Source organism: Brevibacterium sp. LAARM2_SD2, from assembly GCF_057364785.1.
Genome location: NZ_JBNFOM010000024.1, coordinates 17,834 through 42,546, shown reverse-complemented (window position 1 = coordinate 42,546; position 24,713 = coordinate 17,834). Strand labels below are relative to the sequence as shown.

The 24,713-nt window shown below is 68.1% G+C and carries 26 protein-coding genes and 1 pseudogene; 25 read left to right on the top strand and 2 right to left on the bottom strand.

The features are described from left to right. The first annotated feature begins 80 nt into the window (after window positions 1–80). The 17 genes and pseudogenes from ftsY to AC2W7K_RS14265 all read left to right on the top strand — a co-directional run bounded on the left by ftsY (window position 81) and on the right by AC2W7K_RS14265 (window position 14,311). A pseudogene (gene ftsY / locus AC2W7K_RS14345) lies at window positions 81–1,222 on the top strand (signal recognition particle-docking protein FtsY). 227 nt (window positions 1,223–1,449) lie between these two features. After that, a complete protein-coding gene (locus tag AC2W7K_RS14340) occupies window positions 1,450–2,175 on the top strand; it encodes an ammonium transporter (protein ID WP_486006312.1) in 726 nt (241 codons plus the stop codon). After that, complete coding sequence (locus AC2W7K_RS14335) at window positions 2,172–2,669, top strand: ammonium transporter (protein ID WP_486006311.1); 498 nt, start codon at window positions 2,172–2,174, stop codon at window positions 2,667–2,669. Before AC2W7K_RS14340 ends, AC2W7K_RS14335 begins: the two co-directional genes overlap by 4 nt. Before the next feature lie 207 nt (window positions 2,670–2,876). Further along, the gene (gene ffh, locus AC2W7K_RS14330) at window positions 2,877–4,481 is read left to right on the top strand and encodes a signal recognition particle protein (RefSeq protein WP_198499154.1); all 1,605 of its coding nucleotides are present in this window, start codon (window positions 2,877–2,879) and stop codon (window positions 4,479–4,481) included. Between the two features lie 155 nt (window positions 4,482–4,636). Next, the gene (gene rpsP, locus AC2W7K_RS14325) at window positions 4,637–5,101 is read left to right on the top strand and encodes a 30S ribosomal protein S16 (RefSeq protein ID WP_198499153.1); all 465 of its coding nucleotides are present in this window, start codon (window positions 4,637–4,639) and stop codon (window positions 5,099–5,101) included. A gap of 1 nt (window position 5,102) precedes the next feature. After that, window positions 5,103–5,333 (top strand): RNA-binding protein, encoded by a 231-nt coding sequence (locus AC2W7K_RS14320; protein WP_009378338.1) that lies wholly within the window; start codon window positions 5,103–5,105, stop codon window positions 5,331–5,333. 139 nt (window positions 5,334–5,472) lie between these two features. Continuing rightward, the gene (gene rimM, locus AC2W7K_RS14315; protein WP_344251693.1) at window positions 5,473–5,973 is read left to right on the top strand and encodes a ribosome maturation factor RimM; all 501 of its coding nucleotides are present in this window, start codon (window positions 5,473–5,475) and stop codon (window positions 5,971–5,973) included. 8 nt (window positions 5,974–5,981) lie between these two features. Beyond that, the gene (trmD, locus tag AC2W7K_RS14310) at window positions 5,982–6,785 is read left to right on the top strand and encodes a tRNA (guanosine(37)-N1)-methyltransferase TrmD (protein WP_344251694.1); all 804 of its coding nucleotides are present in this window, start codon (window positions 5,982–5,984) and stop codon (window positions 6,783–6,785) included. Between the two features lie 172 nt (window positions 6,786–6,957). Beyond that, entirely contained in the window at window positions 6,958–7,299 is a 342-nt protein-coding gene (rplS, locus tag AC2W7K_RS14305) for a 50S ribosomal protein L19 (RefSeq protein ID WP_137825202.1), read from the top strand. 85 nt (window positions 7,300–7,384) lie between these two features. Next, window positions 7,385–7,951, top strand: a complete 567-nt coding sequence (lepB, locus tag AC2W7K_RS14300) for a signal peptidase I (protein WP_376904111.1) — start codon at window positions 7,385–7,387, stop codon at window positions 7,949–7,951. Window positions 7,952–8,005: 54 nt separating this feature from the next. Continuing rightward, entirely contained in the window at window positions 8,006–8,707 is a 702-nt protein-coding gene (lepB, locus tag AC2W7K_RS14295; RefSeq protein WP_344251696.1) for a signal peptidase I, read from the top strand. Beyond that, window positions 8,707–9,474: a ribonuclease HII gene (locus AC2W7K_RS14290; protein ID WP_344251697.1), complete on the top strand. Its 768-nt coding sequence runs from the start codon at window positions 8,707–8,709 to the stop codon at window positions 9,472–9,474. Before lepB (AC2W7K_RS14295) ends, AC2W7K_RS14290 begins: the two co-directional genes overlap by 1 nt. A gap of 30 nt (window positions 9,475–9,504) precedes the next feature. Further along, window positions 9,505–9,822, top strand: coding sequence for a DUF2469 domain-containing protein (locus tag AC2W7K_RS14285; protein ID WP_137826023.1), 318 nt, complete (start codon window positions 9,505–9,507; stop codon window positions 9,820–9,822). A gap of 191 nt (window positions 9,823–10,013) precedes the next feature. Continuing rightward, window positions 10,014–10,400, top strand: coding sequence for a YraN family protein (locus AC2W7K_RS14280; protein ID WP_198499147.1), 387 nt, complete (start codon window positions 10,014–10,016; stop codon window positions 10,398–10,400). Next, window positions 10,397–12,061: a YifB family Mg chelatase-like AAA ATPase gene (locus tag AC2W7K_RS14275; RefSeq protein ID WP_344251699.1), complete on the top strand. Its 1,665-nt coding sequence runs from the start codon at window positions 10,397–10,399 to the stop codon at window positions 12,059–12,061. The genes AC2W7K_RS14280 and AC2W7K_RS14275 overlap by 4 nt, the downstream gene beginning before the upstream one ends. Next, complete coding sequence (dprA, locus tag AC2W7K_RS14270) at window positions 12,058–13,302, top strand: DNA-processing protein DprA (protein ID WP_344251700.1); 1,245 nt, start codon at window positions 12,058–12,060, stop codon at window positions 13,300–13,302. The genes AC2W7K_RS14275 and dprA overlap by 4 nt, the downstream gene beginning before the upstream one ends. Window positions 13,303–13,375: 73 nt before the next feature. Beyond that, the gene (locus tag AC2W7K_RS14265) at window positions 13,376–14,311 is read left to right on the top strand and encodes a tyrosine recombinase XerC (RefSeq protein WP_344251701.1); all 936 of its coding nucleotides are present in this window, start codon (window positions 13,376–13,378) and stop codon (window positions 14,309–14,311) included. A gap of 12 nt (window positions 14,312–14,323) precedes the next feature. Here AC2W7K_RS14265 and AC2W7K_RS14260 read toward each other — a convergent pair whose 3' ends face one another. Further along, complete coding sequence (locus AC2W7K_RS14260) at window positions 14,324–15,358, bottom strand: peptidoglycan DD-metalloendopeptidase family protein (protein WP_486006310.1); 1,035 nt, start codon at window positions 15,356–15,358, stop codon at window positions 14,324–14,326. A 642-nt stretch (window positions 15,359–16,000) separates the two neighbouring features. Between AC2W7K_RS14260 and rpsB the strand changes: the two genes are divergently transcribed. From rpsB to AC2W7K_RS14220, 8 genes are all read left to right on the top strand, one after another. Next, complete coding sequence (rpsB, locus tag AC2W7K_RS14255; RefSeq protein WP_344251703.1) at window positions 16,001–16,966, top strand: 30S ribosomal protein S2; 966 nt, start codon at window positions 16,001–16,003, stop codon at window positions 16,964–16,966. Window positions 16,967–16,999: 33 nt separating this feature from the next. Then, window positions 17,000–17,827, top strand: coding sequence for a translation elongation factor Ts (tsf, locus tag AC2W7K_RS14250; protein ID WP_137826028.1), 828 nt, complete (start codon window positions 17,000–17,002; stop codon window positions 17,825–17,827). Between the two features lie 164 nt (window positions 17,828–17,991). Next, entirely contained in the window at window positions 17,992–18,744 is a 753-nt protein-coding gene (gene pyrH / locus AC2W7K_RS14245) for a UMP kinase (protein ID WP_137826029.1), read from the top strand. 167 nt (window positions 18,745–18,911) lie between these two features. Further along, a complete protein-coding gene (gene frr / locus AC2W7K_RS14240) occupies window positions 18,912–19,469 on the top strand; it encodes a ribosome recycling factor (protein ID WP_137826030.1) in 558 nt (185 codons plus the stop codon). After that, on the top strand, window positions 19,469–20,455 hold the full coding sequence (locus AC2W7K_RS14235) for a phosphatidate cytidylyltransferase (protein WP_376871938.1): 987 nt from the start codon (window positions 19,469–19,471) through the stop codon (window positions 20,453–20,455). The genes frr and AC2W7K_RS14235 overlap by 1 nt, the downstream gene beginning before the upstream one ends. A gap of 175 nt (window positions 20,456–20,630) precedes the next feature. Then, window positions 20,631–21,869: a 23S rRNA (adenine(2503)-C(2))-methyltransferase RlmN gene (gene rlmN, locus AC2W7K_RS14230; protein ID WP_376871966.1), complete on the top strand. Its 1,239-nt coding sequence runs from the start codon at window positions 20,631–20,633 to the stop codon at window positions 21,867–21,869. A gap of 105 nt (window positions 21,870–21,974) precedes the next feature. After that, a complete protein-coding gene (locus AC2W7K_RS14225; protein WP_137826032.1) occupies window positions 21,975–22,535 on the top strand; it encodes a DivIVA domain-containing protein in 561 nt (186 codons plus the stop codon). Further along, window positions 22,528–23,211, top strand: coding sequence for a hypothetical protein (locus tag AC2W7K_RS14220; RefSeq protein ID WP_376871944.1), 684 nt, complete (start codon window positions 22,528–22,530; stop codon window positions 23,209–23,211). Before AC2W7K_RS14225 ends, AC2W7K_RS14220 begins: the two co-directional genes overlap by 8 nt. A 254-nt stretch (window positions 23,212–23,465) precedes the next feature. Here AC2W7K_RS14220 and AC2W7K_RS14215 read toward each other — a convergent pair whose 3' ends face one another. Beyond that, complete coding sequence (locus tag AC2W7K_RS14215; RefSeq protein WP_376904108.1) at window positions 23,466–24,665, bottom strand: acyl-CoA dehydrogenase family protein; 1,200 nt, start codon at window positions 24,663–24,665, stop codon at window positions 23,466–23,468. Between the last annotated feature and the right edge of the window lie 48 nt (window positions 24,666–24,713).

The following is a 24,713-nucleotide window of genomic DNA, read 5'->3' as shown; positions in this document are numbered from 1 at the left end:
GCCGTGAGACCGACACAGCACTGACACCGCCGTGAGACGAACACGGCACACCGACAGCAGACCAAGGAGGACGTCCACTCATGGACCAGCCGGTTATCCTGCTCATCGTCGCAGCCATCGTCTTCATTCTCATCGTCGCCGTGGGCATCAGCCTGCGCATCAACGCCCGCCGCAAGGGGCTCGACGACTCCCAGACGATCGACGCCGACTTCACCGGTGAGCTGACGATCGATGAGATCTCCGAAGCCGTCACCAAGGAGCGGGAGGCGGCGAAGGGCTCGGAGGTCCCGACCGAACCCGCCAGCCGTCTCGTGCGGCTGCGCGAACGCCTCGCGAAGTCGAACTCGGGCCTCGGCCGCGGCCTGCTCAACCTCCTCTCCCGCGACACCCTCGACGAGGCGACGTGGGAGGAGATCGAGGACACCCTCATCCTCGCCGACGTCGCGTCGAACCGACGAGCGAACTCGTCGACACCCTGCGCGAACGCGTCAAGGTCCTCGGCACCCGCGACCCCGATGAGGTCAGGGGCCTGCTGCGCGAGGAACTCGTCAGACTCGTCGACCCGACGATGAACCGCGAGCTCGCCACCGACGGCGCCTCCGGGGACCCGGCCGTCATGCTCGTCGTCGGCGTCAACGGCGCCGGGAAGACGACGACCGTTGGCAAGATCGCCCGCGTCCTCGTCGCCGAGGACAAGTCCGTCCTCCTCGGCGCCGCCGACACCTTCCGCGCCGCCGCCGCCGAACAGCTGACGACGTGGGGCTCACGCGTCGGCGTCGACACCGTCCGCAGCGACGAGGGCGCCGACCCCGCCTCGGTGGCCTTCTCCGCCGTCGAACGCGGCAAGGCCGAGGACGCCGACGTCGTCCTCATCGACACCGCCGGCCGCCTCCAGAACAAGGTCGGGCTCATGGACGAGCTGCGCAAGGTCAAGCGCGTGGCCACCCGCCCGCTGTCCGAGGGCCACGACATCGACGAGGTCCTCCTCGTCCTCGATGCGACGACCGGTCAGAACGGCATGCAGCAGGCCAAGGTCTTCGCCGAGGCGGTCGACATCACCGGCATCGTGCTGACGAAGCTCGACGGGACGGCGAAGGGCGGCATCGTCATCGCCGTCCAGCGCGAGCTCGGCGTCCCCGTCAAGCTCATCGGCCTCGGCGAAGGCGCCGACGACCTCGCCCCCTTCACGGCCGAGGGCTTCGTCGACGCGCTCCTCGACTGAGGATCCAGCCGGTCCGCAACGAAATCGGTTGCGGTCGTGTTCGCCCGTTGAGACGGTTCCCTCAACCGCCTCGGCGGGCTTTCACTGCCTCTCACCAGGTGCTTCGCTTTCTCCGAGGCTCCCGTCACATTCCTGAAACATCGGCGAATCATTCCCGTGACCTCAGTCATGAAGACTGATTCCGTTCGGTTCGAACCGGGACCGACGGAGACGAATGAGAGACGACAATGGAACTCGATGCAGTGAATGTGTGGATGATGGTCGCTGCGGGGTTGGTGCTGCTGATGACCCCCGGTGTGGCCTTCTTCTACGGAGGGATGACTCGAATCAGCTCGAGCATCAACATGATGATGATGGTCTTCTCGGCCATGGCCGTCGCGGCGCTCGTCTGGGTGCTCTTCGGATACGGGCTGAGCTCGGGGGACTCGATCGGCGGCATCGTCGGCAACCCGCTGAGCGAACTCGGACTGACCGGAGCGGTCGAGACCGACCCGACGACGCTCATCTCGATCGGCTACGGATCGACGTTCGCGATGATCGCGATCGCCCTCATCGCCGGAGCCGTCGCCGACCGCGCGAAGTTCTCCACCTGGCTCGTCTTCTCCGCCGCCTGGGTCACCCTCGTCTACTGCCCGCTCGCGTTCATGGTCTGGGGCGACGGTCTGCTCAGCGCCGACGGAGCGATCGGCAGCATCTTCGGTGAGGCCATCGACTTCGCCGGCGGCACGGTCGTCCACATCAACGCCGGCATCTCCGCCCTCGTCCTCGTCGTCGTCATGGGCCGCCGCGCCCGCTACTCGACGCCGCACAAGCCGCACAACATCCCCATCACCGTGCTCGGTGCCGCGCTGCTGTGGTTCGGCTGGTTCGGGTTCAACGGCGGCGCGCCTCGACGATCGAACAGGCCGGTCTCATCTGGATCAACACCCTCGTCGCACCCGCCGCGGGCATGATCACGTGGATCACCATCGAGCGCCTGCGGGCCTCGCGGCCGACGAGCATCGGCAGCGTCTCGGGACTCATCGCCGGCCTCGTCGCGATCACCCCCGCCTGTGCCGACGTCGAACCCTACGCCGCGATCCTCATCGGCGTCGCCGCCGGAGCCGGAGCCTACTTCGCGGTCATCGCGAAGAACCGCCTGCGGTACGACGATGCGCTCGACGTCGTCGCCGTCCACCTCGTCGCCGGCATCATCGGCACCGTGCTCATCGGCTTCTTCGCCGTGCCGAGCGAGGAGACGGCCGCCGGACTCTTCTACGGCGGAGGCCTCGGACTCCTCACCGCGCAGATCGTCGCATGCCTCGTGGCGCTCGTCTACGCCGGACTCGTCACGCTCGTCATCGCCCTCGTGCTGCGCACGACGATGGGCCTGCGCATCGATCCCCGCGACGAGCTCGGCGGCATCGACAACTTCGAACACGCGGAACGCGCCTACTCGTTCCGCTGACGCCCCAGGCTCCCGCGCGGGGAAGCCGGTCGGTCTCGCCGGCCGCCCGGCGCGGGGGAGTACGCCGGAGTGCTCACAGCTCACCCCACCCACGGTCCCAGCAGACATCGTGGGTGGGGTGTTCTGGCATCTGAAAGGGATTCGGCCCCGCCCAGGGGGAGTTGTTAGTCTAGAGAGTCGACCAACACTGACGAAGAAGGCCTGCACGTGTTCAACTCTCTCTCCGATCGGCTCACCGCGACATTCAAGAATCTGCGCGGCAAAGGTCGGCTCTCCGAAGCCGACGTCGATGCCACCATCCGCGAGATCCGTCGTGCCCTCCTCGATGCCGACGTGGCCCTGCCCGTCGTCCGCGCTTTCACCGGTCGCATCCGCGACAGGGCCCTGTCGGCCGAGGTCTCGGGGGCGCTCAACCCCGGCCAGCAGGTCGTCAAGATCGTCAACGAGGAACTCGTCGGCATCCTCGGCGGGCAGACCCGGCGGCTGACCTTCGCCAAGCGCCCGCCCACGGTCATCATGCTCGCCGGCCTCCAGGGCGCCGGCAAGACGACGCTGGCGGGCAAGCTCGCCCACTGGCTGAAGTCCGAAGGCCACCGACCGATGCTCGTCGCCGCCGACCTGCAGCGGCCCAACGCCGTGAATCAGCTGCAGATCGTCGGTGAGCGCGCCGGTGCCGTCGTCTACGCGCCGGAACCCGGCAACGGCGTCGGCGACCCGGTCAAGGTCGCCACCGATGCGATCGACGTCGCGAAGTCGAAGCTCCACGACGTCGTCATCGTCGACACCGCCGGTCGCCTCGGCATCGACGAAGAGCTCATGCAGCAGGCCGCCGACATCCGCGCGGCCGTCAACCCCGACGAGGTCCTCTTCGTCATCGATGCGATGATCGGTCAGGACGCCGTGAAGACCGCCGAGGCGTTCGCCGACGGCGTCGACTTCACCGGTGTCGTCCTCTCGAAGCTCGACGGCGACTCCCGCGGCGGTGCCGCGCTCTCGGTCGCCGAGGTGACCGGCAAGCCGATCATGTTCGCCTCGACCGGTGAGTCGATGACGGACTTCGAGCAGTTCCATCCCGACCGAATGGCCGACCGCATCCTCGACATGGGCGACATCCTCACGCTCATCGAGCAGGCCGAGAAGAACTTCGACGAGAAGGAGACGGAGAAGCTCCAGAAGAAGTTCGAGTCCGGTGAGGACTTCGACCTCAACGACTTCCTCACGCAGATGTCGGGCCTGAAGAAGATGGGGTCGATGAAGAAGATGCTCGGCATGATGCCGGGCATGAGCCAGTACAAGGACCAGATCGAGAACTTCGACGAGCGCGAGGTCGACCGGGTCGAGGCGATCGTGAGATCGATGACACCGTACGAGCGCAGCAACCCGAAGATCCTCAACGGTTCCCGGCGGGCCCGCATCGCCCGCGGCGCCGGGACGACGGTGACCGCGGTCAACCAGCTCATGGAGCGGTTCACGCAGGCGCAGAAGCTCATGCGCGGCATGGGTCGCGGCGGCGGCATGCCGGGGATGCCCGGAATGGGAGGCATGCCCGGAATGGGCGGAATGCCCGGTGGCGGCGCCGGCAAGGGCAAGAAGAAGGCGGCGGGGAAGAAGAAGGGCCGCAAGGGCGGCCAGTCGGGCAACCCGGCCAAGCGCGCCGAGCAGGCGCAGGCCGCCCTCGACCGGAAGTCGGGGAAGACCAAGGACCCGGTCGGCTCCGCGTTCGGCGGCGTCGACCTCGGCGGGGACGAGGACCTCGATCTCGCGAAGCTGCCGAAGGGATTCGGCGGCATGTTCCCAGGTGGCAAGAAGTAGGCCTTTCTGGCACAATGATCTCTTGTACTTTCGCCTCGGCGCGGGCCCTCTCTTCTGCCTCGAGTCGATAGTCCAGGTCGCAGACTCCGTCACGTCAACCCCACGACTGTGCGGTGCCTCTGTGCAAACAGAACACAAAAGGAGACACCACTACAGTGGCAGTCAAGATTCGTCTGACCCGCATGGGCAAGATCCGTGCACCCTTCTACCGTGTCGTCGTCGCCGACTCGCGCACCCGTCGCGACGGCCGCGCGATCGAGCAGATCGGCATCTACCAGCCGACCCGCAATCCCTCGGTCATCGAGATCGATTCGGATCGTGCGCAGTACTGGCTCTCCGTCGGCGCCCAGCCGACCGACCAGGTCCGCAACCTGCTCAAGCTCACCGGCGACTGGCAGAAGTTCACCGGTGAGGGCGAAGCCGTCAACACCGTCCAGCCGCAGCCGGAGAAGGAAGCCTACGTGGCTCCCAACGCCGACTCGGTGATCAAGGAAGCCATCACGAAGAAGGGCTCCGACAAGGCTGAGGTCGAGACCGAGGACGAGGCCGCCGACGACGCCGCCAAGGCGACCGAGGCGGAGTACGAAGCCGAGGCCGTCGCCGCGGAGGACAACGCCTGACATGTTGGCAGATTCGCTCGAACATCTGGTTCGCGGCATCGTCGATCATCCCGACGACGTCGCAGTTCGATCCCGGTCGTCCCAGCGCGGGACGACGCTCGAGGTCCGGGTCCACCCCGACGACCTCGGACGGGTCATCGGCCGCGCGGGTCGCACCGCGAAGGCCCTGCGCACCGTGATCAACTCCCTCGCCGGCCGTGAGTCGGTGCGGGTGGACCTCATCGAAGCGTAGATCTTCCACACACGAGGGGGACGTCGGCGGGCAGCCGACGTCCCCCTCGGGCATTCATCCGCGGCCGCGGAGCCCACGACTGCGGCGAACTACACTGAATGCTGATGAGAACGCATTCCCCCGACCACGAGGAGCACGCATGGACACGGTGATCGCCCGGCTGGGCAAGCCGCACGGGATCAGAGGCGAATTCACCGTCGAGGTGCGCACCGACCGCCCCGAGGAACGGCTCGTGCCCGGGATGACGTTCGCCACCGACCCCGACATCGGCGAACTCACGCTCAAGTCCGCGCGCTGGCACCGTGACCGTCTCCTCCTCACCTTCGACGAGGTGGCCGACCGCACCCGCGCCGAGGAGATCCGCAACACGCTCATCCTCAGCCCCCAGGACGACGAGGACGACGACGCCGAGGCGTGGTACCTCGATGACCTCATCGGACTGGCCGCGTTCGTCGGCGAGACGCAGGTCGGCGAGGTCGTCGACGTCACGAACGGCACCGCACAGGACCTCCTCCACATCAGGCACGTCGACGGACACGAGGTGCTCGTGCCCTTCGTCGCAGCGATCGTCCCCGACATCGACATCGAGGCCGGGCGCATCATGCTCACCCCGCCCGCCGGTCTCCTCGACGCGGAGTGAGCCTGCGCATGCGCATCGACGTCGTCTCGATCTTCCCCGACTACCTGGCCGGACTGCGGCTCTCCCTCATCGGCAAGGCGATCGAGCAGGGACTGCTCGGCCTGAGCGTCCACGACCTGCGCGACTTCACCTTCGACCGCCACAACACCGTCGACGACTCCCCGTACGGGGGAGGGGCCGGCATGGTGATGAAGGCCGAACCGTGGGCACTCGCCCTCGACCACATCCGGCAGGCCGGAGAGCCCGCGCCTGCGGACACGTCGGGCAGCCTCGGCGCGGGCCCGGCGAAGCCGATCCTCATCGTCCCGAGCCCCGCGGGGGAGGTCTTCGATCAGCGGATCGCCGAAGAGCTCAGTGCAGCTGAGCACCTCGTCTTCGCGTGCGGACGCTATGAGGGCATCGATCAGCGCGTGCTCGACTGGGCGCGGGAGGACTTCGAGGTGCGGCCGATGAGCATCGGCGACTACGTCCTCAACGGGGGCGAGGTCGCATCGATGGTGATGATCGAAGCCGTCAGCCGCCTCATCCCCGGCGTCATCGGCAACCCCGAGTCCCTGGCCGAGGAGAGCCACGAGGGCGGTCTCCTCGAGTACCCGATCTACACGAAGCCGGCGGTCTGGCGCGGTCACGCGGTGCCGGACATCCTGCTCAGCGGCAACCATGCGGCGATCGCCCGGTGGCGACGTGACCGACGTCTCGAACGCACCGCCGAGGTCAGGCCCGACCTGCTCGACGACCGTGACGATCTGAACGCCCGCGACCGCGAGGTCCTCGACCGGTTTGAGTCTTCCGACCCCGCCGTGACAGAATAGATCGTCGCGTTTGTTGGCATCCGCCTGCTTCAGGGGGTCGGATGTCCGCGCCGCCGGCCGGAATCCTCGGCCGACACCTGGGGAGCGATCCCGACAGACGATCCGAATACCGGTTCTCACCGGTCCTACATGCGTGTCCTCGACCTGGAGCAGAGGCCACAGGAGAAGCACAATGCAGAAGCTCGATGTTGTCGATGCAGCCTCGCTGAAGACCGACGTCCCCGATTTCCGCGCCGGTGACACCCTCAACGTCCACGTCCGCGTGGTCGAGGGCAACCGCTCGCGCATCCAGGTCTTCAAGGGTGTCGTCATCCGCCGTCAGGGCGACGGCGTCCGCGAGACCTTCACCGCCCGCAAGATCAGCTTCGGCGTCGGCGTCGAGCGCACCTTCCCGGTGCACTCGCCCATCGTCGAGCAGATCGAGGTCCTCTCCCGCGGCGACGTCCGCCGCGCGAAGCTGTACTACCTGCGCAACCTGCGCGGCAAGGCCGCTCGCATCCGCGAAAAGGCCTGAGCGCCCCAGCTGCCTGGCACCGGCGAACGTGAAGAACGCTGACGAGAACGCGACCTCCGGGTCGCGTTTTCGCGTCTCTGGCCGGATGTGGAGGATCGTCGGCATCATCGCCGTCGTCATCGTCATCCTCGGCGCCGCGGTGCGCGGATTCGTCGTCCAGCGCTTCACCATCCCCAGCGAATCGATGCAGCCGACCCTGACCGTCGGCGACACGATCACCGTGTGGCGCCCGGACGCGCTGACCGGCACGATCGAGCGCGGCGACATCGTCGTCTTCGACGGCCGCGGCTCCTTCATCGACGATCCGCTGCCGACCCCGCTGCAGAAGATCGGTTCCTGGGTGGGTGTCGGCAGTCGCGACGTCTACTATGTCAAACGCGTCATCGCCCTCGGCGGGGACACCCTCGAGTGCTGCGACGCCGAGGGCCGGCTCCTCCTCAACGGCGAACCCCTCACCGAGGACTACGCCCCGCTGCCCGCCTCACAGGTGCCGTTCTCCATCGCCGTGCCGGCCGACACGATGTGGGTGATGGGCGACAACCGCGACGACTCCACGGACTCGCGCGCGCTGCTCGGACGCCCCGGCGGCGGCTTCATCCCCCTCGACCGGGTCATCGGCCCCGTCATCGGGCACGGCTCGACGATCGACTGATACGCTCGTTCCAGCCAGCCCGCGCAGGTCGCGCACCGATGCGAAAGCGAACGAATGACCTCCGAACCACAGCCCTCCCCACGTGCGTCCAAAAAGCTCCTCCGCGGACTCCTCGAGACCCTGGTGATCATCGTCATCGCCCTCCTCATCTCCACGGCGCTCAAGACCTGGGTGGTTCGGTCCTTCTACATTCCCTCCGGATCGATGATGGAGACCCTCCAGATCGACGACCGGGTCCTCGTCAACCAGCTGGCGCCGAAGTTCGGTCCCGCCGACCGCGGCGACATCATCGTCTTCGACGACCCCGACGACTGGCTCTCGGGCTCCGAATCCTCCGGGTACGCACCCAACCCGTTCCTCGAGTTCATCGGCCTCGCACCCTCGGACGCAGGCAACCAGCTCATCAAACGCGTCATCGGCGTCGGCGGGGACACCGTCGAATGCTGCGATGCCGAGGGGCGGATCCTCGTCAACGGGTCACCGATCGACGAGACCTACCTGGCACCGGGCACGCAGCCCTCGGAGATGGAGTTCTCCGTCACCGTGCCCGAAGGCAGCTACTGGGTGATGGGCGACAACCGCGGCAATTCCGCAGACTCCCGGTACCACCTCGACGGACAGCCGTTCGTGCCTGCCGACAACGTCGTCGGCACCGTCTTCCTCATCAACTGGCCGCTGAGCAGCTTCGCTTGGGTGTCCAACCCCACGGACGTCTTCGCCGACGTCCCGGCGCCGCAGGGAATCACCGTCAACTGATGGCAGCACGCGGACTGCACGACGTCTCGGTGGAGAGGGCGCTGCTCGCCGAGGGATTCGACACCGTCATCGGCGTCGACGAGGTGGGGCGCGGGGCGCTGGCCGGTCCCGTGAGCGTGGGGGTCGCCGTGTTCTCGCTGACCGAGGTGTGCGGGAGTCCGGTGCCCGAGGGCATCCACGATTCGAAGCAGCTCGATGCCGTCTCCCGTGCTGCCGCCACCGCGCGGGTCCAGGACTGGGCGCAGGCGAGTGCGGTCGGGTCGACGCTGCCTGCGGAGATCGACGCACTCGGGATGACGCTCTCCCTCGGACTCGCCGCCAGGCGGGCCCTCGCACAGGTGCCGGGGCTTGTCGATGGGCAGGGGCTGATCGACGGGCAGGGGCGGACGATGGTCCTCCTCGACGGCAAGCACGACTGGCTCTCGGCCCCACTCACGCTCGACTGCCTGGGGATATTCGGCGCCTGCGCCGACATGGATCTGCCGCCGGTGCGCACGATCATCAAGGGCGACGGCAGCGTTCCGGTCATCGCGGCGGCGAGTATCGTGGCGAAGGTGGAGCGCGACGAAACGATGATCGGCCTCGCCGAGGCGCACCCGCAGTATGGTTGGGAGTCCAACGTCGGCTACGGCACCGCCGCCCACCGGCAGGCGATCGTCGACCACGGACCGAGCGTCCACCACCGCCGAAGCTTCCGCCTGCACGCCGTGCCACCGGCCGGTGCCGGGCGGGTTGCCCCTGATACTGACCCTGTCCCCGAGTCCTGACCCTGTCCCCGAGACGAAGAGAGGAACCCCGTGAGCGCAGACGATCTCGATGACTACGAGGCCCAGCTCGAACTCCAGCTCTACAAGGAGTACCGCGACGTCGTCGGCCTGTTCGCCTACGTCGTCGAGACGGAGAGGCGCTTCTACCTCGCCAACCACGTCGACCTCAAGGCCCACAACGACGCCGGCGACGTCTACTTCGAGCTGACCCTGCGCGACGCCTGGGTGTGGGACAGCTACCGGTCGGCCCGCTTCATCAAGATGGTCCACGTGCTCACGTTCAAGGACGTCAACATCGAGGAGATCGCGAAGTCCGACCTCGAACCCCCGACCTCGATCGGGCGGTGACCCCGCGCGGGTGAGCCAGCGGCGGTGAGGTGAGCCTGCAGCAGTGAGGTGAGTCGTCTCCGACTAGCGTGCGGTCGAGGTGTGGACACCCGCTCACTCATGTGCCCTGGGCCTGTGGACGCCCACGCGTCGTCCACAGGCCGATTCTCTGCTCTTCCCTCGGCACGATCGAACGTGGTGCCGTGGTGGGCATGTCGGGAACGAGAGGGACAACGCGAGGCGAGAGGCAGATCGCCCTGGGCCGTGCCGGGGAGGACCTCGCCGTGGCGCGCCTCGAAGCCGAGGGCATGGTCATCCTCGCCCGCAACGTCCGCTGTGCCCGCGGTGAGATCGACATCATCGCCAGGGACGGGGCCGCCGTCGTCTTCGTCGAGGTCAAGACCCGCCGCACGATGAGGCAGGGGTCGCCACTCGAGGCGATCACGCCCGTGAAGCTGCGGAAGATCCGGATGCTCTCGGGACTGTGGCTGCGCGCCCAGACCGAATTCTTCCCAGCCGCCCGGATCGATGCGATCGGCATCGTCATGGAGCCGCGCGTCGTCCTCTCCCACCTGAAGAACGTGCAGGTCGACTCATGAGCGAGCCGCTGCCGGTGACCGGCGACGACGACTTCGACCCGGAACTCCCTGCCGAGGCCGACCCCTGGCTCGATGCCGCCGAGGAGGTCGGCCCTGCGCCCCCGCTCGTGGTGGCGACCCCGGAGACGACCATCGTCGGGCGGGCCTCGGCCGTGGCCCTGTGGGGACTGACCGGCAAGATCGTCTCGATCGAGGCCAGCGTGAGTGCCGGCCTGCCCGGCATCGACATCGTCGGACTGCCGGACACCTCGGTGAGCGAATCCCGGAAGCGGCTGCGAGCGGCGCTGGCCTTCCTCGGCACCCCGGTGGCCACCGAGCACCTGACGGTCAACCTCACTCCCGGTAGCGTCCCGAAGATCGGCACCGGATTCGACCTCGGCATCGCCGTGGCCGTGCTCCGGGCGCGCAGAACGATCACCTCACCCGATACGGAGCGGGTCATCCACTGCGGCGAGCTCGGACTCGACGGTCGGATCCGCCCGGTCAGCGGAGTGCTGCCGACCCTCCACAGCGGTCTGCTCGCCGGGTTCGACCGCTTCGTCGTGCCCGCCGGCAACGCGAGCGAAGCCGGCCTCATCAGCGGCATCGAGGTCATCCCGGTCTCCTCGCTCGCCGAACTCGTCAACCTCTACGGCGGTGCACTCACCGTGCCCGCGCTGCCGCCGGTCATCGACGCCGCCGGTCCCGCGGCCCACAGTCCCGACCTCCACGACCTCGCCGAGGTGCAGGGCCAGGAGGAAGCGCGCTTCGGCCTCGAAGTCGCCGCGGCCGGGGGCCACAACCTGCTCATGCGGGGCACGCCGGGAGCGGGCAAGACCCTGCTCGCCCAATGTCTGCCGGGAATCCTCCCGTCGCTGTCCGACGCCGAGGCCCTCGAGGTCGCCGCGATCCGGTCGCTGCGCGGGGAACTCACCGCCGGTGACGAACTCGACCACCGTCCCCCGTTCGAGGCGCCCCACCACCGGAGCACCGCCTCGGCGCTCGTCGGCGGACGCCGACCGGGAACCGTCGGGATCCTCAGCCGAGCCCACCGGGGAGTGCTCTTCATGGACGAGGCGCCGGAGTTCTCCCGGGACGTGCTCGAAGCGCTGCGCCAGCCGCTCGAGGCCCGGCAGGTCCACATCCACCGGGCGTGGGGGTCGATGGTGCTCCCGGCCGCGTTCCAACTCGTCATGGCCGCCAACCCGTGTCCGTGCGGCGCCGGGATGCCGGCCGGCGGCCAGGGCGCATGCCAGTGCACGCCGATGGACAAGCGCCGCTACCGCAACCGGCTGTCGGGTCCGCTCCTCGACCGCGTCGATCTGCAGCTCGAACTCTTCCCCGTCTCGCCTGCCGACCTCCGCCTCGGCGGGGACCAGGAGGCGAGCGCTGTCGTGGCCGACCGCGTGCACGCGGCCAGGCACGCCCAGGAGGCGCGCTATGCCGACTGTGCTTGGTCGCTCAACGCGAATGCGCCCGGTTCGTGGCTGCGCGACCACTTCGGCATGCGGCCCGAGGTGCTGCGCGGTCTCGATCGGGCGCTCGAGACCGGCCGGATCACGATGCGCGGCTACGACAGGGTGCTGCGCGTCGCGACGACGCTGACGGACCTCGCCGGTGCCGAGACTCCCGATGCCGACAGGATCGCCGTGGCTCTGGCGCTGCGGACGCAGGAGACGTGAGCGAGACGGAGGACGAGGTCATGGACGACGAACGGATCGAGGGCACGGCCAGCGAGTCGCGGCAGCGCAGCGCGCTCGCCGCCCTACTGCGGATCGGCGAACCCGGTGACGGGCTGCTCAGAGCCGTCGTGATCGCTGTCGGCCCGATCGCGGCCCTCGAGATCATCCGCGCCGTCGCTGCCGAACCCGTGAGCACCGGGGATGCCGCGGCCCACCTGAGCGCCGAAGTCGGGGAACCGGCCGCCGGCAGTCAGCTCGCCGAGGCGCTCGCCCGGTGGGCGGTGCGCTCCGCCGATGCCGACGGCGACCACGACCTCGAGGGAATGCTGCGCCTCGGCGGGCGACTCGTCATCCCGGGTGACGACGAGTGGCCGCGGTGTCTTGACGACCTCGGGCCGGCGGCGCCCCTGGCACTGTGGGTGCGGGGACAGGCCGGACTCGATGCGACGCTGCGCCGGGCCGTCGCCGTCGTCGGGGCGCGGGCGGCGAGCGGGTACGGGACGAAGTGCGCGTCCGACCTCGCGTGGGATCTCGGCGCCGAGGGGTTCACCGTCGTCTCCGGCGGTGCGTTCGGCATCGACGCGGCCGCCCACCGGGCGGCGATCGCCCGGGACGCCCCGACGATCGCCTTCATGGCCGGAGGCGTCGACCGGTTCTATCCGGCGGCGAACGCCGATCTCTTCACCCAGGTGCTCAATGGGGGAGCGATCGTCTCGGAGACCGCGCCCGGGATGACGCCGATGCGGCACCGCTTCCTCCTGCGCAACCGGCTCATCGCCGCGTCCGCCCTCGTCACCGTCATCGTCGAAGCCGGGTGGCGCAGCGGGGCGCTCAACACCGCCCGGCATGCGCTCGAGCTCTCCCGCGCCGTCGCCGCCTATCCGGGGTCGGTGTACTCGGCGTCATCGGCGGGAACGCATCGGCTCATCCGCCATCACGAGGCCGAACTCGTCACGACGGCCGCCGACGTCCTCGACCTCCTCGACGACGACGAACTGCCGCTCGATCTCGGACCCGACCCGGACGGCGGCTCACGCGGCGATGATCGGCTCGAGGACCTCAGCGAGCGGGAGAAGATCTGCCTGACCTCGCTGTCGGCGACGAAGGAACTCGACGTCGGGACGCTCGCCGCACGAGCCGGACTGACCGTCCAGGACACCCTCTCCGCGCTCGCCCTCCTCGAACTCGCAGGGCTCGGCAAGAGGCACGGCTCCGGCTGGATGAAAGTCCGAGGCGGCTGACCGCAGCCGGCTGCGAGTCCCTCACTCCGCCGGCCTCCGCCGTCGCGGTGCGCAACCGCGTAGTCTGGGGACTGTGACCAACGCACACCGCTTCCCCACGGTGGTCGACGCCTACGCCGACCACCTGCGCTCCCGTGATGTCTCCGACCACACGCGCCGCGCCTACGTCGCCGACATCACGGACTTCTTCGACCACGTCCGCACCACCGACGTCGCCGACATCGGCCTCGGCGAGCTGCGGTCGTGGCTCATCGCCCTCGATGATGCGGGTGCCGCGAAGTCGACGGTGGCGCGCAAGATCGCCGCCCTCAGATCGTTCTTCGGCTACTGCGTGAACTCCCTGGGACTGGCGACCAACCCCGCGGCCCGCCTGCGCACCCCGAAGAAGGACTCCCGCCTCCCGACCGTGCTCAAACCGAAGCAGGCGGCGAACCTCATCGCAGCGGGCCAGACCGCCGGAGCGGACCCGGGAGACGACGCGCCGCCCGAGGACGAGGCCGATGAGGCCATGCAGGCCCGGGATACTGCGATCCTCGAGATGCTCTACGCGACCGCGGTCCGCGTCTCCGAGCTCTGCGGACTCGACCGCGCCGACGTCGATGACCACCGCTCGATGATCACCGTCCTCGGCAAGGGCAACAAGGAGCGCCGTGTCCCGTTCGGGACACCCGCCGCCCAGGCCCTCAAGACATGGCTGCGGATGCGGGAGAGGATCGCCACTGACAAGAGCGGAGACGCCCTCTTCCTCGGCCGGCGCGGAGGACGGATCGGGGCGCGTCAGGTCCGCGACCTCGTCCACCGGTACGGCGCCCTCAACCCGGAGGCCCCGGACATCGGGCCGCACGGACTCCGTCATTCCGCAGCCACGCACATGCTCGACAACGGCGCCGACCTCCGCCAGATCCAGGAACTCCTCGGGCACGCGACGCTGAGCAGCACACAGATCTACACCCACGTGTCGATGCAGCGACTGCAGGAGACCTACCGGCAGGCGCACCCCCGGGCGTAGCCTCCCCGTCCCTCACTTCCGGAACTCCCAGTGCCACGGTTCGGGCAGGGAACCCGACTGTCTCGCCCACGACGGGTGCACCCAGCCGAAGGTCGGCGCATTCGCGCGCATCCACTCGTGTTCGGCACTGCCGAACGCATTGATCCCACCGCCCAGATCGACGGCGAGCGCCCACCCGTGGTTGGAGGTCCCGGGTGTGGCCGCCATCCGGCCCTTGCGCTTCTTGAGGATGACCTGCGTGTCGTAGTCGCGATAGGCGTCGGTGACGGAGATCGGCCGACCGAACCGCGCCTCGAACGCGAAGGAAAGCCGGTCGAACGCCGCCTGCGCGTCACAGCGCAGCAGCTGTCCCGGGGCGGTCTTGAGCTCACACATCGCCGAGGCGGGGATCCGGCCGTTCCGGTGCCCGCCCCAGGACCCGGCCCCGGAGTCACCGTCGTCACCGGCCGGCTCCTCGGCGGGTTTGCGAGAGAGCGGCAGGAGCACCGAGGCGTCCTGCCCGAAGAACGGCGCCGGATCGACGTACGCGCGGTCGCTGCCGGTCGGCCACACCCCGACGTGGAGACAGTCCTCGTCACAGTGCGCCCCGTCGGTGACCTCGCCGATCTGCTCACCCGCGGCGATTGCGTCACCGACGGCGAGGTCCGTCGTCGCCGGCTGGAACGAGACGGTGCGGCCTGAGTCGGTGGTGATGCTCACCGTGTCGGTGCCCGCGACCGAACCGCGGAAGCGCACCGCTCCGCTCGTCGGAGCCCGCAGCGGTTCACCCGGCAGGGCGCGGATGTCGATGCCCCGATGCCCTGCCAGCCAGGTCTCCTGCGGTGGATCGAAGGCGGTGACGATCTCCATGACGGGCACGGGGGAGACCCACGTCGTCGCCTCCGGACCGGTCTGGTCCGCTCTGGCGTTGGCAGGCAGACCGAAGGCGACGACGACGAGTACGGTGACGGCGAGCGTCGCGAACGCAGTCGCTCGGAGCGACTCCGAGATGGGATGCGCTGGCGAGGAGTGAGCGGTCGGGGAGGATTCGGCATGCGTCCATCTCACCCCGTACCGATGCGCCTGTCACGGCCGCCGCAACCGCCTGTGGACGGCCTCTCAGCCTCCACAGTTCAGGTGCACACGAGTCACACAGGCATCCACAGATCGCCGCACGCGAGTGCGGCCGAGCCCAGTGGCGCCGGATGGGATGATGCGCGCCGGCCGCGGCGCGGCGGCACCGCCCGCCGCGACCCGTTCGCCACGACGCGTGGCGAACCGCGAACCACCTCGGCGACGGGGACGCACCGTCACCTGGTCAAGGTGCAGTGCCGCGTCCCCGCGGGGACCACCGGCTCGACCATCCACAGGTCCTGGCACTCGAGTCGATTCGGCGCGGCCGCCCCGCAGACCCAGCCCCCGCGTCACCTCGATCGGGACCCGGGACCGCAGGGCCGCCTCGGCGCGGGGGACCGATTGGAAATGGCTTGGTCACCCGCGATAGACTGGCTCCAGCAGAAGCGTGTCTTCTGACTACGCGCATCCGATTTCTTCTCCATCCCTTGGTGCACGCCTGCAGTGCGTGTGGGGCGGATGAACCGGATGCCAGGAATCAACCGAAACCGTCACAGGCGTCGTCGGCTCACAGCCGGCGGCTCACCGTGGCACAACGCACCCGCAGCAGGGTGCTCGAGAAAGGAGGGCGTCGGCATGGCCGTCGTCACCATCCGCCAGCTGCTCGACAGCGGCGTCCACTTCGGACACCAGACCCGCCGTTGGAACCCGAAGATGAAGCGCTTCATCTTCACCGAGCGCAACGGCATCTACATCATCGACCTGCAGAAGTCGCTGGGCTACATCGACACCGCGTTCGAGTTCGTCAAGGAAACCGTCTCGCACGGTGGCTCGATCCTCTTCGTCGGCACGAAGAAGCAGGCTCAGGAATCCATCGCCGAGCAGGCCAAGCGCGTGGGCCAGCCCTACGTCAACCAGCGCTGGCTGGGCGGCATGCTCACGAACTTCCAGACCATCTCCCTGCGTCTGCGCCGCCTCAAGGAACTCGAAGAGATCGACTTCGACGACGTTGCCGGCTCCTCGCACACGAAGAAGGAACTCCTCATCCTCCGTCGTGAGAAGGACAAGCTCGAGAAGACCCTCGGCGGCATCCGCGACATGCAGCGGACCCCGTCGGCCGTGTGGATCGTCGACACGAAGAAGGAGCACCTCGCCGTCGACGAGGCGAAGAAGCTGGGCATCCCGGTCATCGCGATCCTCGACACGAACTGCGACCCCGACGACGTCACCTACCCGATCCCGGGCAACGACGACGCCATCCGCTCGGTGTCCCTGCTCACCCGCGTGATCGCCGACGCCGTGGCCGAGGGCCTCATCGCCCGCCACTCCGGCGACGACGAGTCCGGTGAGAAGAACGTCTCCGCCGTCGAGCCGATGCCCGAGTGGGAGCGCGAGCTCCTCGAAGGCAACGCCGCTGAGGGCGAAGCCAACACCGCCGAGGCCGAGGCCAAGGTCGCCGCGGACGCAGCCACCGCTGACGCCGCTGCCGGTGACACCTCCGCTGCCGACGCCGAGGCCGAGACGGCCAAGGCCGACGCCGCCACCGCTGAAGCCGACGCCGAGGCCAATGCCGACGCGAACGCTGACTCCACCGAGTCCTGATCTCACTCACCTCCACCACCACTAGGAGAAAGAATGGCAAACTACACTGCCGCTGACATCAAGGAACTGCGCGAGAAGACCGGCGCGGGAATGATGGACGTCAAGAAGGCCCTCGACGAGGCCGACGGCGATCAGGCGAAGGCCGTTGAGCTCCTCCGCGTGAAGGGCCTCAAGGGCGCCACCAAGCGCGAAGGCCGCGCCACCTCCGACGGACTCGTGGCCAGCTTCGTCGACGGCGGAGTCGGCACCATGATCGAGCTCGACTCGGAGACCGACTTCGTCGCGAAGTCGCAGCGCTTCATCGACCTCGCCGACGAAGTCCTCGCCCTCGCGGTGTCGAACAAGTCCGAGTCGGCGGAGTCCCTCCTCTCGGTCGAGGCCGACGGCAAGACTGTCGCCCAGTTCATCACCGAGTCCGGCGCCGCCCTCGGCGAGAAGGTCGACCTGCGCCGCGTGGGTCGCCTCGAGAGCCAGAAGGTCGAGTCCTACCTCCACCGGACGAACAAGGACCTGCCCCCGCAGGTCGGCGTTCTCTTCGGCTACGAAGGCGACGACCAGACCGTGGCCCACGATGTCGCCGTGCACATCGCCGCGATGGCTCCGAAGTACTTCTCCCGTGAGGACGTCCCCGCCGAGCTCGTCGAGAACGAGCGTCGCATCGCCGAGGACACCGCGAAGAACGAAGGCAAGCCCGAACAGGCACTGCCGAAGATCATCGAAGGCCGCGTCAACGGCTTCTTCAAGGAGAACTGCCTGCTCGACCAGGGATTCGCCAAGGATCCCAAGCAGTCCGTGGGCAAGGTCCTCGAAGCTGCCGGCCTCAAGGCCACCGGTTTCCTCCGCTTCCGCGTGGGAGCCTGAACCGCAGCACGATCGCTGACGGGATCACCATGATCCCCGCGTGATCCGATGACGGGGTCGGACCGATTCGGTCCGGCCCCGTCTTCGCTAGACTGACCCAGACGAACCACCCCGGAACGGCGCTGCCCACAAGGCGGCGCCGCCCGCATGGAAGAAGGACCTCAATGACATCGACCCCGGTACACGAATCGAGCCATGCCAGCCGACCCCTGCGCACCCACCGTCGGCGGGTGCTGCTCAAGCTCTCAGGCGAGGTCTTCGGCGGAGGCAGCATCGGCGTCGATCCCGACGTCGTCGCTGCCGTCGCCCGGGAAGTCGCCCCCACCGTCGACGACGTCGAGGTGAGCATCGTCGTCGGCGGCGGAAACTTCTTCCGCGGCGCCGAACTCTCCCAGCGCGGCATGGACCGCACCCGCGCCGACTACATGGGCATGCTCGGCACCGTGATGAACTGCCTCGCACTCCAGGACTTCCTCGAGCAGCTCGGCGTCGACACGCGCGTGCAGACCGCGATCCCGATGTCCCAGGTCGCCGAGTCCTACATCCCGCGCCGCGCGATGCGGCACATGGAGAAGAACCGCGTCGTCATCTTCGGCGCCGGTGCCGGTCTGCCCTACTTCTCCACCGACACGGTGGCGGCGCAGCGTGCGCTCGAGATCCACGCCGACGAGGTGCTCATCGCGAAGAACGGCGTCGACGGGGTCTACACCGCCGACCCGAAGCTCGACCCCAACGCCGTGAAGATCGACGAGATCAGCTACCAGGAGGCTCTGCAGAAGGGCCTCAAGGTCGTCGACGCGACCGCGTTCTCCCTCTGCATGGACAACCGGCTTCCGATGCATGTCTTCGGCATGGAAGGGGAGGGCAACCTGCGCAAGGCGATCTCCGGCGAGAAGATCGGCACCGTCGTCAAGTAGCCTGCGCGGCGGGGTCATCCCGGGGGCTCGCCGACCAGGATCCGCTGGTCAGGCACCCGCAGCCGACACACCGGCGGACGCGAATCCGCCGTGGTCCGAGTGCGCCAAACGCGAGCTCGGACACATAGAATGTTCACACAGCTCCAATCGACTGAAAAGAGTGTCTCGTGATTGAAGAAACACTGGCAGAGGCCAGGGAGAAGATGGACAAAGCCGTGGAATTCACGCAAGAGGACTTTGCGTCGATCCGCACCGGCCGGGCCAACCCCGCGCTCTTCGCGAACATCGAGATCGAATACTACGGAGCGCCGACGCCGCTCCAGCAGCTCGCCTCGTTCCAGACGCCGGAAGCCCGCACGATCCTCATCACTCCCTACGACAGGGGCACCCTCGGCGACATCGAGAACGCGCTGCGCAACTCCGACATCGGCGCCAACCCCGCCAACGACGGCAACGTCATCCGCGTCGTCCTCCCCGAACTCACCGAGGAGCGCCGCAAGGAGTACGTGAAGATCGTCAAGGGCAAGGCCGAGGACGGCAAGGTCTCGATCCGCAACATCCGCCGCCACGCCAAGGAGACCCTCGAGCGAATCAAGAAGGACGGCGAAGCCGGCGAGGACGAGGTCACCCGGTCGATCTCCGAACTCGACGACATCACGAAGAAGAAGGTCGATTCGATCGACAAGCTCCTCGATCAGAAGGAAGCTGAGCTCCTCGAGGTCTGATGATCGCGTTGTCGACACCTGAGACTCCCGCATCCGATCCGACCCCGGCAGAGGGGTCGGATCGGGGCGCGTCTGCGCAGGCCCCGTTCCCGAAGAGGCGTGACCTGCGCGGCACCGACACGGTCTACTCCGCCGCCGAGGTGGAGGTCGAGGTCGCTCCGGCGCCGAAGGACTACGGGCGGGCGGGTCGCAACCTTCCCGCCGCGATCGGCATCGGACTGCTCATCGGCGGAGTCGTCCTCGTCTCCCTCATCTTCTTCCCCGAGTCCTTCATCTTCGTCATCCTCATCGCCATCGTCGCGGCGATGTGGGAGCTGGCGAACGCGCTCTCCCGCTCGGGCTCCCTCGTCTCCCGGATTCCCGTGATGATCTCGGCGGCCTGCATGGTCGTCGCCACGTACTTCGGCGGTCGCGAAGCCCTGTGGGTGACCTTCGCCGCCAGCGCCGGCGCCGTCATGCTCTTCACGATGGTCGAGCGCCGGAAGAACGCCGTCAAGGACGTCTCCCTCTCCCTCTTCGCGCTCACCTACGTGGGCCTCATGGCGTGCTTCGTCGTCTATCTCCTCACCCTGCCCGACGGCAACCTCTACGTCATCATCTTCCTCGCCAGCGTCGTCGCCTCCGACATCGGCGGCTACGTCTTCGGCGTCCTCTGGGGCAGGCACCCGATCGCCCCGCGGATCTCGCCGAAGAAGTCGTGGGAGGGCTACGCCGGATCCGTCGTCTTCACCGCCGCCGTCGCGACGACGCTCGCGGTCACCCTCCTCGGCGCCCCCTTCTGGGCAGGTCTGATCATCGGCGTCGTCATTCCCGCCTTCGCCACCCTCGGCGACTTCAGCGAATCGATGATCAAACGCGATCTCGACCTCAAGGACATGGGCACCCTGCTGCCCGGACACGGAGGGGTGATGGACCGTCTCGACTCGATCCTCCCGACCGCTCCCGTCGCGCTCGTGATGTTCTCCGTCCTTCCCGGATTCCTCTGAGCCCCACCCGCTGAGCCGGTGGCCGCCGAGGCGGTCGCGGCCGGCTCCGGGTGGTCCCGACCACAACCCGCCTGTCCACAGACCATGAGACAATGGGCGGGTGAGTGCATCAGGTGGAAGCAGACAAGTCAGACCCGTCGTCGAGCATGCCGACGGCACGACGTCGACGACCCCGATGCGCGACGGTCGTCCGCTGCTCAACTTCAAGTCACCGCGCGTCGCGCAGCCGCAGCAGCACCTCGCGGACATGACGATGGACGAGCGCATCGCCGCCGTCGAGGAGATGGGGCTGCCCGCCTTCCGCGCGAAGCAGCTGTCCAACCACTACTTCACCCGGTACCACACCGACGTCGAGTCGATGACCGATCTGCCCAAGGACCTGCGCGGACCCCTGGCAGAGCGCTTCTTCCCGCCCCTGCTCACCGAGGTGCGCCGCCTGACCACGGAGAACGGCGACACGATCAAGTTCCTCTGGCGGCTCTTCGACGGTGCTCTCGTCGAATCGGTGCTCATGCGCTACCGCAACCGCATCACCCTGTGCGTGTCGAGTCAGTGCGGCTGCGGCATGAACTGCCCGTTCTGCGCGACCGGCCAGCAGGGGCTGACCCGGAACATGTCGACGGCCGAGATCGTCGAACAGGTCATCCGCGCCAACCAGGCGATCGCCGCCGGTGAGCTCGCACCCCTGACGTCGGGTGCGGTCGCCGACGATGAGGTCGCCCTCGGCGCTGAAGCCGACGAAGAGCAGGGGGAGACTCCGGACGGTGCCACCGGGGCGGCCGCAGGTCAGGCGGGGGCCGCCTCGGCGAACGGGCCCGAACGGGTGACGAACATCGTCTTCATGGGCATGGGCGAACCCCTGGCCAACTACAAGCGCGTGATGAACGCGGTGCGGCACTTCGTCGCCCCGGCACCCGAGGGCCTGGGCATGTCGGCCCGGCGGATCACGGTCTCGACGGTCGGGCTCGTGCCCGGCATCAACAAGCTCGCCGCCGAGGATATCCCCGTCACCTTCGCCCTCAGCCTCCACGCGCCCGACGATGAGCTGCGCAATGAGATGATCCCCGTCAACACGCGCTGGAATGCCGACGAGGCGATCGACGCCGCCTACAACTACTACAAGGTCACCGGCCGGCGGGTGAGCATCGAATACGCGCTCATCAAGGACATGAACGACCATGCCTGGCGCGCCGACCTGCTCGCGAAGAAGCTCAACGCGCGCGGCCGCGGCTGGGTCCACGTCAACCCGATCCCGCTCAACCCGACGCCGGGATCGGTGTGGACGGCCTCGGAACCGGAGGTCGCGAACGAATTCGTCCGCCGCCTCGTCGACGCCGGCGTGCCCACGACGATCCGCGACACCCGCGGCTCCGACATCGACGGAGCATGCGGACAGCTCGCCGCCGCTGACTGAACGCTGGCAGGCGGCCCACGGGCCCGCCGCTGACACGGCATCGGCCGGACACTCCATCTATCATGGTGGAAACGACTTATTGTGCGATTCGCTTCTGGAGGAATCATGGCGGACACGACGTTCCCTCGAATGTCGGGTTGGAAGAACGGCTACGACCCCAAACAGGTCGACAGCTTCTTCAAACGGGCTCGGGAATCGTTCGAACGGCCGACCCCGCAGCCCGGTGACCTCGACTCGCGTGCCGTGCGCACCGTCGGCTTCGACCTCGTCCGCAAGGGCTACCATGTCGCCGTCGTCGACGCCGCCCTCGACCGCCTCGAGGACGCCTTCGCCAAGCAGGCCCGCGACCGTCTCATCGCCCAGTCCGGACAGGACGCCTGGGTGCAGGAGCTCACCCGCGTCGCCGCGTCCCTGCGCGGCCGGCTCGTCCGCGACGCGGGGGAGCGGTTCGACAACCCGGCCCCCGGGGTCATCGGCTACGACATCGCCCAGGTCGACGACATGTGCGAGAAGGTCAACTCCTACTTCACGCAGGGAGTGGCGATGAGCGTCGACCAGGTGCGCCGTGTCCTGTTCAAGACGGCGAAGGGCAACAAGGCCTACGACGAGGACCAGGTCGACGCGTTCATCGACCGCGTCGTCGAGGTGATGGCCTCCGTTGACTGACATCCACTGGTTCAGCAAGCCCGCCGGCGACAACGCCGGGACCCTCAACCCGGTCTACGACGTCCTCGACCATCCGATCGCCATGGGGGGCGCCGATGACATCGTCATCACCGGAGACACGCCCGAAGCGCCGCTCATCGACGGGCGTGAGGTCACGGATCCGCGGCTCATCAGCGCCCTGTCCAAGCCCGTCGAGCTTGATCGCGCCGAGGTGCTCGACCGCAGTGCGAAGCTCGGCGGCATCCTGCGCGCCATGGGAGTCGATCCTGAGCGGACTCAGGTGCGCATCGACGCCGAGGTGCCCGCGGCGGCACGCGCCCTGAGCACGCTCGCGGCGCTGCGCATCGGGATGGTCGTCGACGCCCGCAGCGGCGAGAGTGTCGGTGACGATCGTGCGGATGATGTGACCGTCGTGCGCATCCACCCGATCGACGCGGACGCGATCGCACCCGGGCGGGCCGTCGTCAAGGTGATCCGTTCGCGCTTCGAAGGCGTGGGCATCACCGTTGACGGGCAGACGGCGAACCTCGATCAGGCGATGCGCGATTCCCGCGTCGAATCCGCCGTCGTCGTCCCCCTCGAGGCGAAGCGCACGATCGCCCTCACCGACGCTGGCGCCGTTGCGGCCGCCGACGGAGTGGAGTGGCTGCAGGAGACCGTCCTCGACGAGCAGTGATGCCGGCGCTGGCTCTCGGGCGCCGTTGCTGGGCGCCAGAAGTCGTTCTGCGTGCCGAATGTCTCTGAACCCGCCGAAGGTGTGCTCAGTGCTCGCCGCAGGTGTGTTCGCCGAAAGTGGGATTGCCAGCCAGAAGTCGTCCTGCCTGCGAGAAGTGCGCGGACAAACAGAAATGTCGGCCAGAAGTGCGAATGCGGGGAACTGGTCTCCCGCATTCGCATTTCTGGCCGATAGTCGCAGGCCGCAGCGGCGCGTCAGTTCGCGAAGGCGTTGATGCCCGTCAGCGCGCGACCGATCGTGAGCTGGTGAACCTCGTGGGTGCCCTCGTAGGTGAGGACGGTCTCGAGGTTGACCGCGTGGCGCAGCGGCGGGTACTCGCTCGTGATGCCCGAACCGCCGAAGAGCGCCCGCAGGTCGCGGCAGACGTTCATCGCGGTGTCGACGTTGACCATCTTGCCGAGGCTGATCTGCTCGGGACGCACGCCCTTCTCCGAGTCCTTGAGCTCGCCGAGGTGGGCTGCGAGCAGCGTGATCTGCGAGTACTGGCCGAAGGCCTTCGCGAGCTTCTGCTGCGAGATCTGGAACGAGGAGATCGGGCGGTCGAACTGGATGCGGGTGCCCGTGTACTCGATCGCCGAGAGCAGAGCGTCGCGGGCGGCGCCGGTGACGCCGAAGACGATGCCGAAGCGCGCCTCGGACAGGCACGACAGCGGCGCCTTGAGGCCCTTCGCCTCCGGCAGCATCGCATCCTCGGGGAGGCGGACGTTGTCGAGGACGATCTCACCGGTGATCGAGGCGCGCAGGGAGATCTTGCGGTGGATCTCCGGGGTCTGCACCCCCTCGGTGTTCGTGGGGACGACGAAGCCGCGGATGACCGGGCGGCCCTTCTCATCGGTGTCCTCGGTCTTGGCCCACACGACCATGACATCGGAGACCGGCGAGTTCGTGATCCACATCTTCGCGCCGTTGAGGATCCAGTCGGACCCGTCCCTGCGCGCCGTCGTCTTCATGCCCGAGGGGTCGGAGCCGACATCGGGTTCGGTGAGGCCGAAGCAGCCCAGAGCCTTGCCGGCGGCCATCTTCGGCAGCCATTCGTGCTTCTGCTCCTCGGAGCCGTAGCGGTGGATGGCGAACATCGCGAGCGAACCCTGCACAGACACGAGCGAGCGCAGACCGGAGTCGATGGCCTCGAGCTCCCGGCAGGCGAGCCCGTACTGCGTGGCCGTCGACCCACCGCAGCCGTAGCCGTCGAGGTGCATGCCGAGGACGCCGAGCTCTCCGAGGCCTTCGGCGAGTTCACGGGCGGGAATGGTCGCATCGAGGAAGTAGCCGCCGATCTTCTCCCGCACGTTCTCATCGAGCCACTTGCGGACGACGTGCGCGAATTCGAGGTCATCGGCGTCGAAGACCGAATCCAGTCCCAGGATCTCGTCGGGGCTCATCGTTGCACTCATCTATACCTCTCTCGCCATTGATCGCATGTGCATCGCCCACGCCGAGAA

What these genes read in the sequence shown, in the direction of transcription:
- AC2W7K_RS14340 (WP_486006312.1), top strand. Translation starts at nt 1,450, where the DNA reads ATGGAACTCGATGCAGTGAATGTGTGGATGATGGTCGCTGCGGGGTTG.
- AC2W7K_RS14335 (WP_486006311.1), top strand. Translation starts at nt 2,172, where the DNA reads ATGATCACGTGGATCACCATCGAGCGCCTGCGGGCCTCGCGGCCGACG.
- AC2W7K_RS14320 (WP_009378338.1), top strand. Translation starts at nt 5,103, where the DNA reads ATGTTGGCAGATTCGCTCGAACATCTGGTTCGCGGCATCGTCGATCAT.
- rimM (WP_344251693.1), top strand. Translation starts at nt 5,473, where the DNA reads ATGGACACGGTGATCGCCCGGCTGGGCAAGCCGCACGGGATCAGAGGC.
- trmD (WP_344251694.1), top strand. Translation starts at nt 5,982, where the DNA reads ATGCGCATCGACGTCGTCTCGATCTTCCCCGACTACCTGGCCGGACTG.
- rplS (WP_137825202.1), top strand. Translation starts at nt 6,958, where the DNA reads ATGCAGAAGCTCGATGTTGTCGATGCAGCCTCGCTGAAGACCGACGTC.
- lepB (WP_376904111.1), top strand. Translation starts at nt 7,385, where the DNA reads ATGTGGAGGATCGTCGGCATCATCGCCGTCGTCATCGTCATCCTCGGC.
- lepB (WP_344251696.1), top strand. Translation starts at nt 8,006, where the DNA reads ATGACCTCCGAACCACAGCCCTCCCCACGTGCGTCCAAAAAGCTCCTC.
- AC2W7K_RS14290 (WP_344251697.1), top strand. Translation starts at nt 8,707, where the DNA reads ATGGCAGCACGCGGACTGCACGACGTCTCGGTGGAGAGGGCGCTGCTC.
- AC2W7K_RS14280 (WP_198499147.1), top strand. Translation starts at nt 10,014, where the DNA reads ATGTCGGGAACGAGAGGGACAACGCGAGGCGAGAGGCAGATCGCCCTG.
- AC2W7K_RS14275 (WP_344251699.1), top strand. Translation starts at nt 10,397, where the DNA reads ATGAGCGAGCCGCTGCCGGTGACCGGCGACGACGACTTCGACCCGGAA.
- rpsB (WP_344251703.1), top strand. Translation starts at nt 16,001, where the DNA reads ATGGCCGTCGTCACCATCCGCCAGCTGCTCGACAGCGGCGTCCACTTC.
- tsf (WP_137826028.1), top strand. Translation starts at nt 17,000, where the DNA reads ATGGCAAACTACACTGCCGCTGACATCAAGGAACTGCGCGAGAAGACC.
- pyrH (WP_137826029.1), top strand. Translation starts at nt 17,992, where the DNA reads ATGACATCGACCCCGGTACACGAATCGAGCCATGCCAGCCGACCCCTG.
- AC2W7K_RS14235 (WP_376871938.1), top strand. Translation starts at nt 19,469, where the DNA reads ATGATCGCGTTGTCGACACCTGAGACTCCCGCATCCGATCCGACCCCG.
- rlmN (WP_376871966.1), top strand. Translation starts at nt 20,631, where the DNA reads ATGCGCGACGGTCGTCCGCTGCTCAACTTCAAGTCACCGCGCGTCGCG.
- AC2W7K_RS14225 (WP_137826032.1), top strand. Translation starts at nt 21,975, where the DNA reads ATGGCGGACACGACGTTCCCTCGAATGTCGGGTTGGAAGAACGGCTAC.
- AC2W7K_RS14215 (WP_376904108.1), bottom strand. Translation starts at nt 24,665, where the DNA reads ATGAGTGCAACGATGAGCCCCGACGAGATCCTGGGACTGGATTCGGTC.